The organism is Variovorax sp. GW821-FHT10D07 (assembly GCF_059415325.1).
Genome location: NZ_JBWKMZ010000001.1, coordinates 270,139 through 287,669 on the forward strand (window position 1 = coordinate 270,139; position 17,531 = coordinate 287,669).

Consider the following 17,531-nt stretch of genomic DNA (forward strand, 5'->3'; position numbering starts at 1 on the left):
AACCCACGCCAGGAGACTTCCCGATGAATGCCATTGCCGGTTGCCCCTTTCATGCGGGGACTTCGCCGTCCGCCGACTTCAAGCCCTACTTCAGCCCCGAGCTGCATGCGGCCTTCGAGACCCAGCGGCGCGACGAGCCCGTGTTCTGGTGCGAGGAGATCGGCTACTGGGTGCTCACCAGGCATGCCGACGTCTACAGCGTGCTGCACGACGGCGCGCGCTTCTCGTCGCAGAACACCACGCGGCCCGTGACGCCGATGCATCCCGATGCGCAGGCGATCCTCAAGGAGGGCGGCTATGCGCAGACCGGCAGCCACTCGAGCCTCGACGGCGCGGTGCACAAGCGCATCCGCGGCGTGACCGGCCAGGTGCTGAACCTGCGCGAGTTCGTCAAGCTCGACGGCCACATCCGCCGGCTCGTGAACGAGGCCATCGACCGCGTCGAGGGCAAGGATGCCGTCGACCTGCTGCGCGAGGTCAACTACGAGCTGCCGGCGCAGGTGGTGTTCAAGGTGCTGGGCATTCCCGATTCGGACATCCCGAGCGTCAAGCACTGGGCCGGCGCACGCAGCGTGATCGACTTCAGCCCCGCCACCCATGCCGAGCAGCTCGAGGGCGCGCGCAACATGGTGGCGTTCTGGCAGTACTGCACCGAGATGGTCCGCGAGCGCGAGAAGCATCCGCAGGACGACTTCACCAGCCGCATGCTCGCGATCCGCAATGGCGACGACGCCGTGATGACCATTCCCGAGATCATCACCCACACCTTCGGCGTTGCCTTCGCGGGCCACGAGACCACCACCAACCAGCTCACCAACACCTTCCGCAGCCTGCTCGAGAACCGCGAGCAGTGGGAGGCGCTGTGCGCCGATCCCTCGCTCGCGGCCAACACGGTGGAGGAGGGCATGCGCTATGCCGGCGCCGTGATCGGCTGGCGCCGCATCGCGCTCGAGGACGTGGAGTTCCGCGGCGTGACGATCCCGAAGGGCGCGCCGATCGTGCTGTCCTTCGCCTCGGCCAACCGCGACGAGGAGGTGTTCGAGAACCCGCAGCGCTTCGACATCCGCCGCGCCAATGCGCGCAAGCAGCTCACTTTCGGCAACGGCGTGCACTTCTGCCTGGGCGCGCCGCTCGCGCGGCTCGAGATGAAGATCGTGTTCGAGGAGTTCGCCAAGCGCTTCCCGCGCATGCGGCTGGTCGAGCCCGACCGCGCGACGCACCTGCATACCTTCGTGTTTCGCGCGCCGAGCGCGCTGGAGGTCACGCTGCAATGAGCGCAGCCGTGTTCGAAGGCCAGGTGGCGGTCGTCACCGGCGGTGCGAGCGGAGTGGGCCTGGCGCTCGCGCGCCAATTGCTCGACGCCGGCGCGCGCGTCGCTATCGTGGACCGCGACGAGGCGGCGCTGGATCGCGCGCTCGAGGGGCTCGATGCGCGCGATGCGATCGGCGTCGCGGCCGATGTCGCGCAGGAGGCCGACGTGCAGCGCTACGTCGACACGGCGCTGCGCAAGTTCGGCCGCATCGACCTGTTCCACAACAATGCCGCCATCGTCGGCCCGCAGTCCTCGCTGCTCGACTTCCGCATGCAGGACTTCGAGCGCATCTTCGCGGTCAACGTGCGCGGCGTGCTGCTCGGCATGCAGGCCGTGGCGCGCGCGATGCGCGACCAGGGCGGCGGCGCCATGGTCAACACCGCCTCGGTGTCGGGCCAGCGCAGCAGCCGCGCCGAGGCCGGGCTCGGCGTCTACGGCGCCTCGAAGGCCGCGGTGATCCGCATGACGCAGCAGGCGGCGCTCGAGTTCGCGCCGCTCGGCATCCGCATCAACGCGATCTGCCCGGGGCCGATCGACACGCCGCTGTTGCGCAGCACCTTCCTCGTCGACGGTCGCACCGAGGCGCAGGCCGAGGCCGCGCTGAAGCAGCACTTCCTGAACCAGCCGCTTCGACGCGCGGCGACCGCGCAGGAGGTGGCGAACCTGGTGTTCTGGCTGCTGGGGCCGCAGGCCAGCTTCGTGACGGGTGGGGTTTACAACGTGGATGGGGGGATGACGGCCTGAGCGTATGGCAGCAGCCTTGAGATGCCTATTCGATGCATATAAAATACATATCCTGTATCTATATCGGAGGCCTCGATGCCCGCCACCGCCAACCAACAATCGCTGAAGCTGAACTTCAAGGATGACACGCTGACCACTGTGTCGAGAGATGCATTGCGGGCGCTGGCCAAGAAGTTGGGCTTCAACGAAACCCAGACGGTCTTGTACGCCCTCGCCAGGCTGCGAGACGAGGTTTTCATCGAACAGGACAGGGAGCGTCTGGTTCCGCTCACGAAGACGCAGCATCAGGCCATCGCGCAGGCCGAGCCGAAGAAAAAAGGCAAGGTCATCGACTCGCTGCTGTGAGCGGGCTCTACTGGAAACCCCGGCCGCGGCTCGGGGACATCGTCGAATGCTGCTTTCCGCAGCAGGTGGGCGTTCCCGGTCCCAAGAACCGTCCGGCACTGGTGCTCCAGATCGAAGAGGCGAACGATGACCCGAGCGGCTCGGTGCTGGTGGTCGCTTATGCCACTTCCCAGAACACCTCGATGGTGTATCCGGGAGAGTTCGTCATCGAGGCCAGCGAAAAGACAGGCCTGACCAAGGCAACCAAGTTCGATCTGGTCAACCATCATCGCCTGCCCTTCGATGACGTCTGGTTCGCCCCTGTGCCCGGAAAGACGCCGAGGTATCCGCGGCGCGGGCGGCTCGACCTGCAGGATGGGGCCGTGAAGCGAAAGCTGCAGTCGGCCATTCTGGAAGCCAGGAGCCAACTCAAGGGCTTCTGAGACGGCGATCGCACCCAACGAGGTGGCCCGCCGAAGCACCTTCGCAATGTCTGCATGAACGGCTACAGTCCGCCTCGGCCCCGGCAAGCGCCGCGAGGTCGCGGAGGATCCCGATGCTCCCTATCGTCGTCGCGCTCGCTGCCACCGTCGTCCTGCTGGTCTGGATGGGCTTCTTCATGATGGGCTCGCTGCCCTTGCTCGTGCTCAAGCACGACACGCCGCTCGATGCGCGCTTCATCCGCGGCCTGTTCAATGTCTATTACGTCGCCGTGACCCTGACGGCCGCCGCTGCGGCGCTCAGCTATGTCTGGTCGGGCAAGTTCGTCTTCGCCCTGGGTGCGGCGCTCATCGGCGCGCTGGCCTTCGCCCTGCGCGGCTGGTTCATCATTCCGCGCATGGACGCGCTGCGCGGCTCGATTCCCGAGGCCGATGCCTCGATCCTCGAGTTCCGCCGGCTGCACATCGCGGGCATGCTGATCAACGTGGTGCAATTGGTGATGGTGGCCTGGGCGTTGACGCGACTGGGGATCTGATTCGCGCGAGTCGCCGGGGCCTGTTTCGCCAGACAAGAAAATCATGAGCATTGCAATGCCAGCATCGCGTCACGTCGCCGCATGGGCGATATCGCTTGCCCTGTTGGGTGGATGCGCCAACACCTCCTCGTTCAAGAAGCCGCAAGACATCGTGTGGATGGACCCCGCGCCCGAGCAGTCCGTGCTCTACCTGTTCAGGGCGCCGCACGACAGCACCGAAGTCGTGGCCTTCGTCAATGGTGTCGCGGCGGCCCGGCTTCCGGCCAGCGCGTACACCGCGCTGACGCTGCCGCCGGGAACCTACGGTCTCGCGACTGCGGGCACCGGCGCGCAAGGGCTGAACGTCGAACTGAAGGCGGGCGAACGCCGGTTCGTCTATGTGTCCGGCGTCATGGCAACGCACACCCAGGCGATTGGATTGGCGACGGCGTTCGCTGGTCCTCTTGCCGGGCTCGCCGTGATGGCTGGAAATCCCACCGACCTCGAAAGCCGTCGCTGGACGGAATGCTCGGACCTGGACGCCCGAGGCCTGGCGTCGATCGGCAACTTCGTCGCCCCTTCCGTGTCCATTCAGTAGCGCAGGCGCCCGGGCGGCGCTCGCTCGGGACCGTGCTGCCCGACGGCGTCCTGTGAATCGGCAGCCAGCCATCGCACGAAGAAACCCTCCGATTCTTCAGGTTGGCAAGAACCCGGTTGATAGAATGAGAACGACTATCAATTGCCTCGGACGGCCGCGCATGCGGGCCCACTGAAACGAGGCTGGCATCGGCAAGGCGTCACGCCTGCCGCCGTCGTCCACCCCGTCGAAGAAACCATGGCCCAGAACGCTGTCCCCGCCCTGCAGATCGTCTCCCGCATCGGCGCCGCCGTGCTCGGCGGCTATGCGTTCTCCTGGGGCTTCGTCGCGCTCGGCATCGGGTTGCTGTTCGCCGCGGGCATGCCGTTCCACGACGCCGAGTCGCTCGCCAGCATGCTGGCCTTCCTGGTGTTCCTGGTCGCGTTCCTCTGGGCGTTCTCGGCCGCCAGCATCAAGCGCGTGTGGCTGGTGCTGGCCGGCGGCGGCCTGTCGATGACGGCGGCGGCTTCCCTGGTGCAGCGGGCGCTGCTCTGACCCGAATCGAACCATTCCCGCGAGGAGAGACTTCCGTGTTCCAGAACTTCCGCCTCTCGATGGCCTGGCTCCACACCTGGTTCGGGCTGGTGCTCGGCTTCGTGCTGATGGTCGTGTTCTTCTTCGGCTCGCTGTCGGTGTTCGACCGCGAGATCGACCGCTGGGCGATCCCCGAGACTCGCTTCGAGCCGCAGCGCATGCCCTCGTTCGACCAGGTGCTGCTGCCGCTGTTCAAGGAGGCGAAGCCCGCCCCCGCCAACATCGAGCAGGCGCGCTCGCGCGTGAACGGCCCGATGGCGAAGAGCTTCGAGCCCAAGCAGTGGCTGGCCTACACCACGCACCGCGACCCGGTGCTGAGCATCTATTCGGGCTTCATCCTGCCCAACGCCAAGGACCCCGAAGACGCGGTCTGGGGCTACGCCACCATCGACCCGCGCACCGGCAAGACGCTGTCGGAAGACCGCCTGAAGATCGGCAGCGACTTCTTCTACCCGCTGCACTACAGCCTGCACATCAACTGGCTGAACCTCGGCACCTGGATCGTCGGCTTCGCGGCGCTGGTGATGCTGATCGCGCTGGTGAGCGGCGTGGTGATGCACCGCAAGATCTTCCGCGAGCTTTTCACCTTCCGTCCGGCCAAGCACGTGCAGCGCAGCGCGCTCGACCTTCACAACCTCACGGGCGTGGTCGCGCTGCCCTTCCACTTCATCTTCGCGCTGTCGGGGCTGGTGGTGTTCGCGGGCGTCTACTTTCCCGTGAGCCACACCCAGCTCGAGCCGCTGCACGAACTGCACGAGAAGCTCGAGGCCCAGGAGACCGGCCTGCCGCACGACCGCGCGGGCACGCCGGGCACGCTGGCTTCGGTCGACGCGATGGTGGCCGAGGCTCAGCGCCGCTGGGCCAGCCGCGGCATGGCGGGCGAGGTGGGCATGCTCAACGTGCAGCACGTGAACGATGCCAATGCCTACGTCAGCGTCTACCGCGCGGGCACCGACCGGGTCACGCTCACGGGCGAGGGCATCCACTTCAACGGCGCGACCGGCGAAGTGATCCGCGAGGACCCGGCACCCACGGTGGTCGCGGGCATCAAGGACTTCCTCACCGGCCTGCACCTGCAGCACTTCAGGCACTGGCTGCTGCGCTGGCTCTATGTGCTGGGCGGGCTGGCCGGCTGCGCCTGCATCGCCACCGGCTTCATCTTCTTCGTCGAGAAGCGCAAGCGCCAGCATGCGAAGCAGGGCCTCCAGGGCGCGCGCTGGGTCGATGCCTTCGCGGTCGCGACGGTGCCGGGCCTGCTGATCGCGACCTTCTCCATGCTGGTCGCCAACCGCCTGCTGCCGGCCGAGCTGCCGCTGCGCGGCAACTGGGAGATCGGCGTCTTCGCGGGCGCCTGGCTGCTCTCGCTGCTCCATGGCCTGTGGCGCACCGCGCCCACGGCGCAGGGCCGTCTCGCACCGGCCTGGGCCGAACAGTGCTGGGCCGTGGCGCTGCTGGGCGTGGCCGCGGTGCTGCTGAACTGGATCACCACCGGCGACCACCTGCTGCGCACCATCGGCAGCGGCTACTGGCCGGTGGCAGGCGTCGACCTGTCGGTGCTCGCGGCGGTCTCGCTGGCCGTGGTGGCCGCGCGCATGCTGCGGCGCCGTGCCGCCGCGACTGCCGTTACCACCGTGTCGGCGTCGAACGGATCGGCGGTGGCCCGTGTCTGAGGCCCTGATGCTCGCGGCCGCGCTGGCCGCCAACCTCGTGGGCGCGGGCCTGTTCGCGCTGTCGATGGACGTGCACTGGGAGCAGGCGCGCCCCGGCACGGCCTACCCGGTGCGCATGGCGCGCGTGCTGCGCGTGCTGGGCGCGGCCTGCCTGGTCGTGTCGCTGGGGCTGTGCCTGCGCGTCGACCATATCTCGATGGCCTCGCTGGTCTGGTTCATGGCGCTCGCGGGTGCCGCGCTCGCCGTGACCTTCACGCTGAGCTGGCGACCGCGCTGGCTGGCGCTGCTGGTGGCGTGGATTCCCGCACGGCCGGCAACGAGCCCGCGCTGAGCGGCCCGGCGCCCTCCTCGAAGTACACCACCATGCGCAGGTGGCGGTACTCGTCCACCGTCAGCGCCTCGTGCTCGAAGGCCACGCGCCGGCCGTCGTCCAGCAGGGCCGAGATGCCGCGCGAGGGCTGCGGATCGCGCGGCGTGTCCCACCAACGCCGGAAGTCGGGCGACAGCCGCCGCAGCTGATCGACCAGCTCCAGCATCGCGGGATCGTCGGGCGCGACCGCGAGCTCGCGGCGAAACGCGGCCAGCAGGCGCGGCGCATCCTCCTTCCAGTCCGGCAAGCGCCGGCGCAGCTCGGGATCGGCGAAGGCCAGGCGCAGGAAGTTGCGCTGCGCGGGCTCCCGGCCCGAGAAGCCGAACAACCGGTCGGCCGCGGCATTCCACGCGACCACGTCCCAGCGCAGGTTGGTGACGTAGGCGGGGCGCGCGACCAGCTCGTCCATCATGCGTTGCACCAGCGGCGGGATGCTCGGCCAGTGATGGGCCTCGGCCGAGGGCGGCCGCTGCTGCGCGAGCAGGAAGAGGTGGCAGCACTCGGCATCGTCGAGCCGCAGGATCTTGCCGATGCGCAGCAGGAAGGCTTCCGAGACACCGATCTCGCGGCCCTGTTCGAACCACGTGTACCAGGTGATGCCCACGCCCGCGAGCGCCGCCACCTCCTCGCGGCGCAGGCCCGGCGTGCGCCGCCGTCCGCCGCTGGGCAGGCCCACGTCCGCGGGCGCGAGCCGCTCGCGATGGGCGCGCAGGAAGGCCGAGAGTTCGGTGCGCGTGCGGTCCAGCGATCTAGACGCCATGCCACGCCGCCTTGCGTATTGCTGCCAGTAATAGCATGAGAGGAAATATTGCCCTGTTGCTGATCGGTTCCCAGAATGATCGCTCTTTCATCATTCAGGAGTGGCTCGCATGGCTTTCGGTCTCAACCAGCACAACGGCAACAGCGTTGCGACAACGCCGCCGGCGCGCGCGGGCCTCGCCCAATGGGCCGGCCTCGCCATGCTCGCGCTGCCCACGATGCTGCTGGGGCTCGACGTGACGCTGCTCTACCTCGCGCTGCCCAAGCTGGCCGAGGACCTGCAGCCCAGCGCCACGCAGGCGCTGTGGATCATGGACGCCTACGGCTTCATGATCGCGGGCTTCCTGGTCACGATGGGCGCGCTGGGCGATGCGATCGGGCGCCGCCGCCTGCTGTTGATCGGCGCCGCGGCCTTCGCCGTGACCTCGGTGCTGGCCGCCTTCGCGCCCAGCGCCAACCTGCTGATCGCCGCGCGGGCCCTGCTCGGCATCGCGGGCGCGGCGCTGATGCCCTCCACGCTGGCGCTGATCCGCAACATGTTCCTCGATGCACGCCAGCGCGCGCTGGCGATCGGCGTGTGGGCCACCATGTTCGCCTTCGGCATGGCCGCGGGGCCGCTGGTCGGCGGCCTGCTGCTCGCGCACTTCTGGTGGGGCTCGGCCTTCCTGGTGGCGATTCCCGTGGTGCTGCTGCTGTGGATCGGCGGACCGCTGCTGCTGCCCGAGTACCGGGCGCCGGAACGCGCTCGCCTCGACCTCGCGAGCGTCGCGCTGTCGCTGGCGGCGATCCTGCCGCTGGTCTACGTGGTCAAGCAGAGCGCGAAGAGCGGCTGGGGCATTGCCACCACGCTGGCGCTGCTGCTCGGCATCGCCTGCGCGATCGCGTTCGTGCGGCGCCAGCGCAGACTCGCGAATCCGCTGCTCGACATCGGGCTGTTCGCCGACCGCAGCTTCAGCGTCGCGCTCGGCGTGCTGCTGGTCGGGCTGACCGGCGTCGGCGGCGCGTTGCTGCTGGTGACGCAGTACCTGCAGCTCGTGATCGGCCTGCCGCCGGTGACGGCCGGCCTGTGGATGGCGCCGCCCGCGCTCGCGATGCTGGTGGCCGGCATCGGCGCGCCGCTGGTCGCGCGGCGCGTGCGCCCGGGCTTCGTGATGGCCGCGTCGCTCGCGCTGTCGGCGCTGGGCCACGGCCTGCTCGCGTTGCTGCCCGTGCTGCCGGCGACGCAGGGCCTGGGCTGGGCGGTGGCCGGCTATTCGCTGATCTACCTGGGATTGGGAACGCTGGCCGCGCTGGGCACCGATCTCGTGATCGGCGCGGCGCCGGCCGCGCACGCTGGTTCGGCCTCGGCGCTGTCGGAAACGGTGCAGGAACTCGGCGTCGCGCTCGGCGTGGCGATCTTCGGCAGCCTGACGACCGTGATCTATCGCGCAGGCATCGCCGATCACCTGCCGCGCGAGCTGCCCGAACAGGCGGCCCGCGCGGTGCAAGAAGGTCTCTGGACCGCCACCTCGCTCGCGCAAAGCCTGCCCGCGGGCCTGCTCGACGAGGCCCGGCACGCCTTCGTGGCCGGGCTCGGCGTGTCGTCCGCCGTGGCGGCCGCGGGGATTGCGGCCCTGGCCGTGGTGTCGGCCGTGGCGCTGCGGCGCATCGCGATCCCCGCGCCGCGCGCGCTCAAGCCTTCGCGGGCGGCAGCGCCAGCGGCTTCGGCAGCCGGATGCGGATGAACTCGTTGCCGTCCACCTTGTTCGGCAGGCGCGAGGGCGAGCCGCCGGGGTAGTTGTTGTCGTTCACCAGCATCAGCGTCTGCGCGTCGGCGATCGTCACCACCTCCACGCACTCCATCGGGAAGGCGAAGACGCCGTCGATGGTGGCATCGCCGCCTAGGCCCTTCGGGTCCTTCAGCGCCATCAGGTCGACGATCTCTTCCTTCTTGAGGTAGCCGCTGCTGTCGACCTGCGCGAGATCGATCCTGTAGACGCGCTTGAAGCGCGCCGCGTTGCGCCAGGTGCCCGAGGCCGGGAACTTGCCGCTGCGCACGTCGCCCGCGCCGCTGTCCTTCTCGACCACGAGGAACTCGGTGTCGTTGATCGCGACCATGTCGTTGACGCTGTAGACCTCGGTCTCGAGGTTGCCGTCGCCGTTGATGCGCTGGCCGGTGCTCACCTTGTAGGCGTAGACGCGCGGCTCGAAGTTCTGCGAGGCCAGGTCGAACACGCTGATGATGCGGCGCTGCGCGTTGTCGCCGTTCATCTCCTTCTCGTACATCGCATAGAGCTTGGTGCGGCTGGCGTTGATCGCCATGCTTTCCAGGCCGCCCGAGCCGCCGAGGTTGGCCACCGAGGTGTTCGACTGGATGTACGGATTGTTCGGCGTCTGCACCAGCGGATTGCCGCCGATCTTCGCGAGGTTGGGCATCTGCACCTCGCGCGCGACCAGCCGGCCCTGGCGGTCGAACTTCAGCAGGAAGGGACCGAACTCATCGCCGATCCAGAAGTTGCCCTGCGCATCGATCTGCAGCGACTCGGGGTCGATGTCGTAGCCGGTCAGCAGGCGGCCCGAGACGATCGCCGGGTCCACGGCCAGCGTCTGGCCGGCCGGCGACACCGAGCTGCCCGGGTAGTTGACCATGTCGGCCACGGCCGGGTAGCCGAGGTTGCGGTAGGGATCGCTCAGGCGGATGTAGCTCTGCGCGCTGAAGGACGCGAGCGTCTCGCCGGTCTGGAAATTGGCCGGGATCACCTGGCCCTTGGCCCAGTCGAACTTCACCGCGTAGATGTGCAGCAGCGCATCGGGCGAGGCGGCGCGGCCGCCGAAGCCGTTGTCCTGCATCGCGTAGAAGACGCCCGGCATGCCGCTGGGCACCAGCGCCGAGAAGCCCTGCATCGGCTGCTTGCCCTGGAAGGGCAGGGTGTAGCCGTAGGTGTCCTTGGCGCGCGTGTAGTCGCCGCCCGAGATGAACTGGCCCGAGGTCGGGCCGGCCACGTAGCTGTCGGCCGGCAGCACGGCGCGGCCGGTCAGCGTCGGTGCCGTGACCTCGGGTTCGGCCACCGGCGCGGGCGCCGGTGCGGGAGCAGGGGCCGGCGCGGGTGCCGGGACGAAGGGGAAGCCGCCGCTGCTTCCGCCGCCGCCGCAACCGGCCAGCAGCGCGCCGCCCGCGCCGAGCAGCAGGCCGCGGCGCTGGATGTTGTTCTTCGATGTCATGTCTGGGTCTTCGCTGCGATTCAGAAGGGCGCCGGTGCCGACGTCATGTCGGTCAGCTTGTTGGTCTGCAGATCGATCACGAAGTGCTGCGTCGGCGCGCCCTTGGCGAGCTTCAGCAGGATCTGCATCAGCGGCTTGAAGCGCGCCTGGAACACCGCATGGGCCGGGTTGTCGTTCATCACCTGCTGGCTGCCGTTGAGCGCCAGCGCGGTGTTGGTGCCTTCGAGGGCCTGGGCGATCAGCTTGTACTGGCGCGCGCGGTCGGCCGGGATGTCGGTGAACGCGAGGTCGCCGGCATTGGCCAGGCGCACGAAGTCGCCCGCGAGGTCGATCGCCTTCCACTGGTTGAAGTCCTCCAGCCGCATGCCGTTGGCACCCGCGAGCGCGCGCGCCCTGGCTTCCGCATCCGCGTAGTCCTTGGCGTAGGCCGCCTGCTGCGCGCTGCCGTCGCCGCCGGCGTCGCCCAGGCACGAGAAGAAGGCGTTGCTCAGCAGGCCGCGGTTGCCGGTGTTGCCCAGTTGCTTGAGCGTGACCTTGGTCTGCAGCTGCGACAGCACCAGCAGGTCGGAGCCGTAGATCGGGCTCTTCACGAGTTCGCGCATCTCGCAGCGCCAGTCGTCGTTGAGCAGCCGCAGGCGCACCAGCTCCGACATGTAGCGCGTGCTGAACTCGCCGTAGCTCTTCGCGTCGAGCACGGTCCGGTCCCACAGCACGCCGTTGCTGCCGCCCGGCAGCCGGCCCGGGAAGTCGGTGAAGAAGCGGTGTTCCTCGCGGTAGAGGTCGAACAGCTCGTCGAAGCGCGCCACGTTGTCCAGGCGCACGGTCTGCACGTCGATGTGCGTCGCGTCCTTGAAGGTCAGCAGCTTGTAGGCCGGCACGTAGGCGGCCATCGACGGCGCCTGGATGTTCACCAGGCCATGGCCGTCGTCGTAGTTGCGCACGGCGGTGTCGTTGAAGTGCATGTGGCCGCCCACGTGCACCTGCAGTCCGGTGTCGGCCAGCGCCTTGGTCACGTCCTCGGCGGGACGGCGCACCATCTGCATCTTGCCCGCGCCGAGCAGCGCGATGATGTCGTCGGAGGCGCCGTTGAAGAACTCGCTCATCGGGAAGTGGCTGAAGGCCACGACCTGCTTGCCCTGCTTCTTGCCGCGTGCCACCACGTCCTTGAGCCACGCGATCACGTGCGGCTTGTGCGTCAGCATCTTGTTGTAGCCGGCATCGCCCGAGCCGTTGAAGTCGTTGGGGCCGGTGCCGGTGGGCACGTAGACGTTGGCATCGATGCCCACGAGCCACAGGCCTTCGACCGGCTCGACCAGGTAGCTGGTGTCGGGCACGTCATGGCAGAAGGTGTAGCCGTCCTTCTTGTAGGTGCCGCCCGCGCCCTGCGCGCAGATCTCGAAGCTGCGCTTGCTCCAGGCCGCCTGTTCCTTCGCCTTCGCGAAGTCGTAGTTCTGGTAGCTGTAGCTGCTGTAGGGCGTCTCGAAATAGCGGTAGCCGGCCTTGGGCATCAGGCCGTGCTGGTCGAGCGCCTCGGTGATGCCTGCGTAGCCCTGCTCCTTGACTTCCTCGGTGCAGTAGCTGCTGTTGACCTTGGCCCATTCGCCGCTGTAGTTGGACGCCGCGCAGTCGCCGTTGCCGCCGCGGCTGTAGATCGGCTGGGGCGCGCCGACGCGGTTGGTCGTGGGGTCGATGCCCAGGTAGTCGGCCTTGCCGCCCGCGCGCTCGAGCGGCTTGTTGGGGTCGTGGTTGCCCGGGGCCGCGAAGAACTGGATGCCGTGCTTGTTCGCATAGTCGTCCAGCACCTTCTTCAGGCCGCGCATGTGCACCGGTTGTCCGTCGTCCGAGAAGTCGCCGGGCAGCGCGATCAGCTTCACGCCGCGCGCCACCGCGTCGTCGAGCGCGGTGATGAAGGCGAAGTAGTTCTCGTTGAACAGGCGCGTCGAGGTCATCTGCGCATGCATCAGGCGGATCGTCGCGTTGCGGCCCGACTTCTGGTTGAACACGCCGGGGAACGAACCGTCCTTGAAGTTGGCGTAGACGTCGTGGAAGTGGATGTCGGGCATGAACGCGACCTGCACCGGCGGCGCGGACTCGGCCGGCGGGGGCGTGGTCTGGCCGGGGTTGGCGCCCGAGGGCGGCAGCGGGAAGAAGCCGGCGTTCTGGTTGTCGCTGCCGCCGCAGGCGTACAGCAGCAGCACCGCTGCGGCGACGGCGATCGTCGAGGTCGCGCGCGCAGTGCGAGGAAGGGAAAAAATCATGAAAAAAGATCCGCGAAAAAGGTGACGAAACGCCCGCCGCCCCTGCGAAGGGGCCGGCGGGCGCGGGGCGGATCATGCGGGGGTCGTATGACCTCCCGGTGGCAGATGCATGACATAGGACGACTGACCGCACACTGACGCCGAAGTGAAAAGTTCGCATCGAACGCGCAGCGCTTCACGGGCCGCCGCCGGACCCCGCCGGCCGCGCGCAAGGCGGAATCGCCCCGCCGCGCCATGGCACCATCGTCTCCATGCACGAGCCCTCCCGCCGCATCCCCTACCGCACCTGGCCGGGCGCCCTCGCGGTCTTCCTCGCCATCGCCGCCTATGTCGGCGGCCTGATCTTCTGGGACCGCCACACGCCCGGCGCGCGCCCGCTGCCGGCCGGCGAGACCGTGTCGGTCGGCCATGCACGCTTCGAGCCCGCGCGCGGCTGGCAGATGGACGTGGCGCGTTCCAAGGCCGGGCGCTCGCTGATGCTGTTCAAGGGCAACCACAAGTTCCTCGTGACCACGCTGCCCTGGGCCGGCGGGCCCGACGGCCCGCTGGTGCGCCAGCAGCGGCTGATGGAGCGCGGCCAGGGCCTGAGCATCGAGGGCGACGTGTCCGACTTCGTCACCATGTGGGGCCTGCAGGGCAAGACCTTCGCCTACTACGGCAGCAAGATCGCCGGCCGCTTCTGGCAGGTGGTGGACCAGCGCCGCAAGTCGCTGGTGCAGATCGACGTCTACGGCGGCAGCGACGGCCTCGACGAAGCCATGGCCGACGCGCGCAGCATGCTCGAGTCGATGGACCTGGAGGCGCCGCTGTGAGCCACGACACCACCATCACCACCACCGCCTTCGACAGCGACGAGTCGCCGTGGCCGGTCGGCACCGACTCCTTCTTCCAGCCGCGCCGCGCCGCCTTCTGGCTGCTGAGCGCGCTGATCGTCAACGGCCTGTTCTACACCGTGCAGATGTTCTCGATGGGCTTTCGCGTGGTGCCCATCACGGCCTTCCTGGGGCTCGTGGTGTGGGGCCTCTACACGCTGGCCTTCCTGCTGGTGTTCCGCACGCTCGACCTGCTCGAGCAGCATCCGCCCGAGGCCTTCGTGCTGGCCTTCGCCTGGGGCGGCATGGGCGCGGTGTACTTCGCGGCGCCGGCCAACATCGCGATCCAGAGCCTGTGCGCCAAGCTGATCTCGCCCGAGTTCGTGGCGGCCTGGGGGCCCGCGGTCGCGGGACCGATCACCGAGGAATTCCTCAAGCTCGCGGGCGTGGTGCTGCTGGTGCTGGTGGCGCGCAACCAGTTCCAGACCTATCTGTCGGTGCTCATCGTCGGCGCCATGGCGGGGCTCGGTTTCCAGGTGGTCGAGAACCTGACCTACACCGTCAATGCCTCGATGCGCTTTCCGCTCGAGAACCAGGTCTACCCGGTGCTGCTGAACCTGCTCACGCGCGGACTCATGAGCGGGCTGTGGAGCCACGCGGCCTACACCGCCATCGCGTCCTTCGGCGTCGCCTGGTTCCTGCTGCATCCCGAGCGGCGGCTGGTCACGCGCATCGGCGCCGCCGTGCTGTGCTTCGTGCTGGCCTGGGCCATGCACTTCGTCTGGAACTCGCCGCTGCTCGAGGACTACTTCGACGGCGGCTATGGCGAGATGGCGCTGCTGCTGCTGGTCAAGGGCATCCCGGTGCTGATCGCGGCCTGGCTGTTCTGGCGCGAGGCCGCGCGCGAGAACGGCGCCTACCTGCACGCGCTCGCGGCCTACTTCGTGCCCGAGCGCGAACTGATCCGCGACGACGAGTGGGTGCGCCTGGGCGAACCGCTGGCACGCTGGCGCGTGCGCCGCGAGATGGGCCGGGCCTTCGGCGCCAGGGCGCGGCGGCTCAAGACGCGGCTGCAGCGCGAGCAGCTGCGGCTGATCCGGCTCGCGGGCACCTATGGGCGCGGACCGCAGACACTGGCGAGCGAGCTGGCGGTGCGGCGGATCCGGGCGGCGCTCGAGCCCTTGATCCAGGCGCCGCGCGACGCTACTCGCGCAGGGTGAACACGATCGAGAGGTAGGAGACGGGCCGCTCGCGCAGGATCTCGGCCCCGTGCAGCGCGCGGGCATCGAAAAGCAGCGAGTCGCCGGCCTTGACCTCGAGCGTCCGGCTGCCGTAGCGGTACTTGACGCGTCCCGAGAGCATGTAGATGAACTTCACGCCGGGATGCTGGAACGCCGGGTAGGGCGTGGCCTCGTCGGAGAGTTCGATCAGGTAGGGTTCGACGAACAGGTTCCCCGACAGCAGGTGGCCGAGCAACGCATAGTGGTAGCCCTTGACGGCATCCACGCGCTCGATCTTCAGGCCCTTGCCCGCCGGCACGTGCGACATGTCGAGCCGGCGCACCTGGTCGGCGAAGAAGCGCGACATCGGCACATCGAGCACGGTCGCGATCTTGTCCAGCACCTCGATCGAGGGCGACACCAGGCCCCTTTCGATGCGCGACATCATCGACCGCGACACGCCCGCCTGGGTGGCCAGCGCGCCCGCGGACAGGTCGGCGGCCAGGCGCTGGGCGCGGATCTGGACGCCGACCTTGATCGAGGTCGTGCTGCGCTTCGGCGGGGCCGAATCCTTCTGGCGCGCGCTTCGCGGCGGGCTCTGCTTCTGCAGCGTCGGAAACGGCGAAGCAATCTGCTTCTTGGGCATCAGCCGCACCTTTCTTTGAGCTTCGCGGAGCCGGCTTCCAGGTCAGAACACCTGCCTCAGGAACTTCCGGACCCGCTCGTCGGCGCCTTCGCCGAAGAAGACATCGGGCCGCGCGGTCGCGGCGATGGTACCCGCCTCCATGAAGACCACCTTGTCCGCCACGGCCTTGGCGAATCCCATCTCGTGCGTGATGCAGATCATCGTCATGCCGTCGCGCGCGAGCAGGATCATCGTCTCGAGCACCTCCTTGACCATCTCCGGATCCAGTGCCGAAGTCGCTTCGTCGAAGAGCATGACGGAGGGGTTCAGGCACAGCGCCCGTGCGATGGCCACGCGCTGCTGCTGCCCGCCCGACAGCTGCGAAGGAAAGGACGAGGCCTTGCCCGCCATGCGCACCTTGTCGAGATGGGCCATGGCGATCTCCCTGGCCTCGCGCTTCGAGCGCCGTCGCACCCAGGTCTGCGCGAGCGTGCAGTTCTCGAGCACGCTCAGGTGCGGGAACAGGTTGAACTGCTGGAACACCATGCCCACGTTGGCGCGCACGCGATCGGCGTGGCTGGCATCGGGCGAGATGGCGATGCCGTTGACCTTGACCTCGCCCTGCTGGTAGGGCTCCAGCCCGTTGATGCAACGCGCCAGGGTGGACTTTCCCGAGCCCGAGGGACCGCAGATCACGACCCGTTCGGAAGGGCGGACATCGAGATCGATGCCCTCGAGCACGGGGTGTTCGCCGAAGCGCTTGGAGAGCCCGCGAACCGCCACGATGGCCGGTGCCGCGGAGGAGGATGCCGAGCTCATCGCCGCCTCAGGCCATCTCGTGGAAGATCGCCGCGGCGGGGCTGTCGGGCCAGGCGAGCAGCTGGCCGCCGCTGATCTTGGTGCGGCCGTAGACGATCCACGCGTCGTCGACCGTGCCGATGAATTCCTCGACGACCAGTTGATCGGCGTGTGCGTTGGCGACCGAGACGAAGCCCAGGCCCGCGTCGTACTTGCCCTCGACCAGACCCCTGCTGACTTCCGCCACGGTGGCGACGTACTCGATCCGGTCCCAGCGCGAGGCATCGGTGTAGTCGAGCGTCGGCGCCATGACCGCCAGCGTGCCCGATCGCGCCGCCGCCTTGCGCCGGATGATGGCCAGGTCCTGGCTGGGCGAGATGAAGGTATCGACCACGTAGAGGCCCTCGAGATACTTCGCGACCGTGGCCATCGTGGCGGGGTGGACCGCGCACTGCACGAGGAAATCGGCTTCGCCATCGAGCACGGCCCGGGCGCCTTGCTCGAAGTCGACCGCCAACTCGACGCCGGCCTTCCGGTCGATGCCATGGAACGCGAGGTAGTTGCGCGTGACGTATTCGTGGTTGCTGCCCGAAGGGCCGAGGGTGATGAATTTCATGAGGGGCTTTCGTGTCAGTTCGATGGCTTGAATGCGCGTTCCAGCCGACGCATCAGGAGCATCAGGCTGTAGTTGATGGCGAGATAGACCAGGCCCGCGCCGAGGAACACCTCGTACGGCGCATAGGTTTCCGCGCTGAGCAGGCGCGCGGTCCCCGTGAGGTCCAGCAAGGTGACGGTGCTGGCCAGCGAGGTGGCCTTGCAGGTGAGGATGACCTCGTTGCCGAAGGCCGGCAGCGCGGTGCGCGCGGCCAGCGGGAACTCCACGCTCAGGAAGGCCTGGTAGCGCGCCAGGCCGAGCGAGAACGCGGCTTCCCTCGCGCCCCTGGGCACGGCGGCCAAGGCGGCGGCCAGCGTCTTGCCCGTGTAGGAGGCGGAGTTCAGCGCCAGCGCGATCACCACGCACCAGAAGGGATCGCGCAGCACGGGCCACAGGAAGGTGGCCTGCAGCGACTGGAACTGTCCGGCGCCGTAGTAGAGCAGGAAGACCTGGACCAGCGAGGGCGTGCCGCGGAAGAACACGATGTAGGCGTGCGCGAACGACCGGGCCGCCACGTGGCGCGCGTTCTTGGCCAGGGCCAGGGGCAACGCGAGCAGGGTGCCGAAGAGGATGACCAGCGCGGTCAGCTCCAGGGTCAGCAAGGCGCCCTTGCCCAAGGCGGGCAGGACCGACCAGACGATGGCAATGTCGAACACG

19 protein-coding genes are annotated in these 17,531 nt (G+C 68.5%); 12 read left to right on the forward strand and 7 right to left on the reverse strand.

Annotated elements, in window-relative coordinates:
• Positions 1-23: 23 nt before the first annotated feature.
• From AC07PU_RS01200 to AC07PU_RS01240, 9 genes are all read left to right on the forward strand, one after another.
• Positions 24-1,274, forward strand: coding sequence for a cytochrome P450 (locus AC07PU_RS01200; RefSeq protein ID WP_093346910.1), 1,251 nt, complete (start codon positions 24-26; stop codon positions 1,272-1,274).
• The gene (locus AC07PU_RS01205) at positions 1,271-2,056 is read left to right on the forward strand and encodes an SDR family NAD(P)-dependent oxidoreductase (RefSeq protein WP_495314540.1); all 786 of its coding nucleotides are present in this window, start codon (positions 1,271-1,273) and stop codon (positions 2,054-2,056) included. The genes AC07PU_RS01200 and AC07PU_RS01205 overlap by 4 nt, the downstream gene beginning before the upstream one ends.
• Before the next feature lie 75 nt (positions 2,057-2,131).
• Positions 2,132-2,401 carry a hypothetical protein gene (locus tag AC07PU_RS01210; RefSeq protein WP_495314542.1) on the forward strand — a complete coding sequence of 90 codons (270 nt, stop codon included), beginning with the start codon at positions 2,132-2,134 and terminating at the stop codon, positions 2,399-2,401.
• The gene (locus tag AC07PU_RS01215; RefSeq protein ID WP_296786217.1) at positions 2,398-2,823 is read left to right on the forward strand and encodes a type II toxin-antitoxin system PemK/MazF family toxin; all 426 of its coding nucleotides are present in this window, start codon (positions 2,398-2,400) and stop codon (positions 2,821-2,823) included. Before AC07PU_RS01210 ends, AC07PU_RS01215 begins: the two co-directional genes overlap by 4 nt.
• A gap of 113 nt (positions 2,824-2,936) precedes the next feature.
• Positions 2,937-3,356 (forward strand): hypothetical protein, encoded by a 420-nt coding sequence (locus AC07PU_RS01220; RefSeq protein ID WP_495314544.1) that lies wholly within the window; start codon positions 2,937-2,939, stop codon positions 3,354-3,356.
• A gap of 43 nt (positions 3,357-3,399) precedes the next feature.
• Complete coding sequence (locus AC07PU_RS01225; protein WP_495314546.1) at positions 3,400-3,933, forward strand: hypothetical protein; 534 nt, start codon at positions 3,400-3,402, stop codon at positions 3,931-3,933.
• Positions 3,934-4,170: 237 nt separating this feature from the next.
• A complete protein-coding gene (locus AC07PU_RS01230; RefSeq protein ID WP_261206014.1) occupies positions 4,171-4,467 on the forward strand; it encodes an iron uptake protein in 297 nt (98 codons plus the stop codon).
• 35 nt (positions 4,468-4,502) lie between these two features.
• Positions 4,503-6,176: a PepSY-associated TM helix domain-containing protein gene (locus AC07PU_RS01235; protein WP_495314549.1), complete on the forward strand. Its 1,674-nt coding sequence runs from the start codon at positions 4,503-4,505 to the stop codon at positions 6,174-6,176.
• A complete protein-coding gene (locus AC07PU_RS01240) occupies positions 6,169-6,507 on the forward strand; it encodes a DUF3325 domain-containing protein (protein ID WP_495314552.1) in 339 nt (112 codons plus the stop codon). The genes AC07PU_RS01235 and AC07PU_RS01240 overlap by 8 nt, the downstream gene beginning before the upstream one ends.
• On the opposite strand, the gene AC07PU_RS01245 is transcribed toward AC07PU_RS01240, so the two are convergent.
• The gene (locus AC07PU_RS01245; RefSeq protein ID WP_495314554.1) at positions 6,428-7,306 is read right to left on the reverse strand and encodes a helix-turn-helix transcriptional regulator; all 879 of its coding nucleotides are present in this window, start codon (positions 7,304-7,306) and stop codon (positions 6,428-6,430) included. The genes AC07PU_RS01240 and AC07PU_RS01245 overlap by 80 nt on opposite strands.
• Before the next feature lie 109 nt (positions 7,307-7,415).
• On the opposite strand from AC07PU_RS01245, the gene AC07PU_RS01250 reads away from it, so the two are divergent.
• Positions 7,416-9,029 carry an MFS transporter gene (locus AC07PU_RS01250; protein ID WP_495314556.1) on the forward strand — a complete coding sequence of 538 codons (1,614 nt, stop codon included), beginning with the start codon at positions 7,416-7,418 and terminating at the stop codon, positions 9,027-9,029.
• On the opposite strand, the gene AC07PU_RS01255 is transcribed toward AC07PU_RS01250, so the two are convergent.
• Together AC07PU_RS01255 and AC07PU_RS01260 are read right to left on the reverse strand one after the other, a co-directional pair.
• Positions 8,977-10,506: an esterase-like activity of phytase family protein gene (locus tag AC07PU_RS01255; RefSeq protein WP_495314558.1), complete on the reverse strand. Its 1,530-nt coding sequence runs from the start codon at positions 10,504-10,506 to the stop codon at positions 8,977-8,979. The genes AC07PU_RS01250 and AC07PU_RS01255 overlap by 53 nt on opposite strands.
• A 20-nt stretch (positions 10,507-10,526) precedes the next feature.
• Positions 10,527-12,764: a metallophosphoesterase gene (locus AC07PU_RS01260; RefSeq protein ID WP_495314560.1), complete on the reverse strand. Its 2,238-nt coding sequence runs from the start codon at positions 12,762-12,764 to the stop codon at positions 10,527-10,529.
• A gap of 251 nt (positions 12,765-13,015) precedes the next feature.
• Between AC07PU_RS01260 and AC07PU_RS01265 the strand changes: the two genes are divergently transcribed.
• Both AC07PU_RS01265 and AC07PU_RS01270 read left to right on the forward strand, forming a co-directional pair.
• Positions 13,016-13,576: a hypothetical protein gene (locus AC07PU_RS01265; RefSeq protein WP_057594117.1), complete on the forward strand. Its 561-nt coding sequence runs from the start codon at positions 13,016-13,018 to the stop codon at positions 13,574-13,576.
• A complete protein-coding gene (locus AC07PU_RS01270; protein WP_296793639.1) occupies positions 13,573-14,796 on the forward strand; it encodes a PrsW family intramembrane metalloprotease in 1,224 nt (407 codons plus the stop codon). The genes AC07PU_RS01265 and AC07PU_RS01270 overlap by 4 nt, the downstream gene beginning before the upstream one ends.
• On the opposite strand, the gene AC07PU_RS01275 is transcribed toward AC07PU_RS01270, so the two are convergent.
• The 4 genes from AC07PU_RS01275 to AC07PU_RS01290 all read right to left on the reverse strand — a co-directional run bounded on the left by AC07PU_RS01275 (position 14,780) and on the right by AC07PU_RS01290 (position 17,530).
• Entirely contained in the window at positions 14,780-15,316 is a 537-nt protein-coding gene (locus AC07PU_RS01275; protein WP_296787041.1) for a helix-turn-helix domain-containing protein, read from the reverse strand. The two genes, AC07PU_RS01270 and AC07PU_RS01275, sit on opposite strands and share 17 nt — an antisense overlap.
• Positions 15,317-15,484: 168 nt before the next feature.
• Positions 15,485-16,240 (reverse strand): amino acid ABC transporter ATP-binding protein, encoded by a 756-nt coding sequence (locus tag AC07PU_RS01280; protein ID WP_495314563.1) that lies wholly within the window; start codon positions 16,238-16,240, stop codon positions 15,485-15,487.
• Between the two features lie 7 nt (positions 16,241-16,247).
• Entirely contained in the window at positions 16,248-16,835 is a 588-nt protein-coding gene (locus AC07PU_RS01285; protein WP_398494977.1) for a type 2 periplasmic-binding domain-containing protein, read from the reverse strand.
• Between the two features lie 14 nt (positions 16,836-16,849).
• The gene (locus tag AC07PU_RS01290; RefSeq protein ID WP_495314566.1) at positions 16,850-17,530 is read right to left on the reverse strand and encodes an ABC transporter permease; all 681 of its coding nucleotides are present in this window, start codon (positions 17,528-17,530) and stop codon (positions 16,850-16,852) included.
• Position 17,531: the final 1 nt, after the last annotated feature.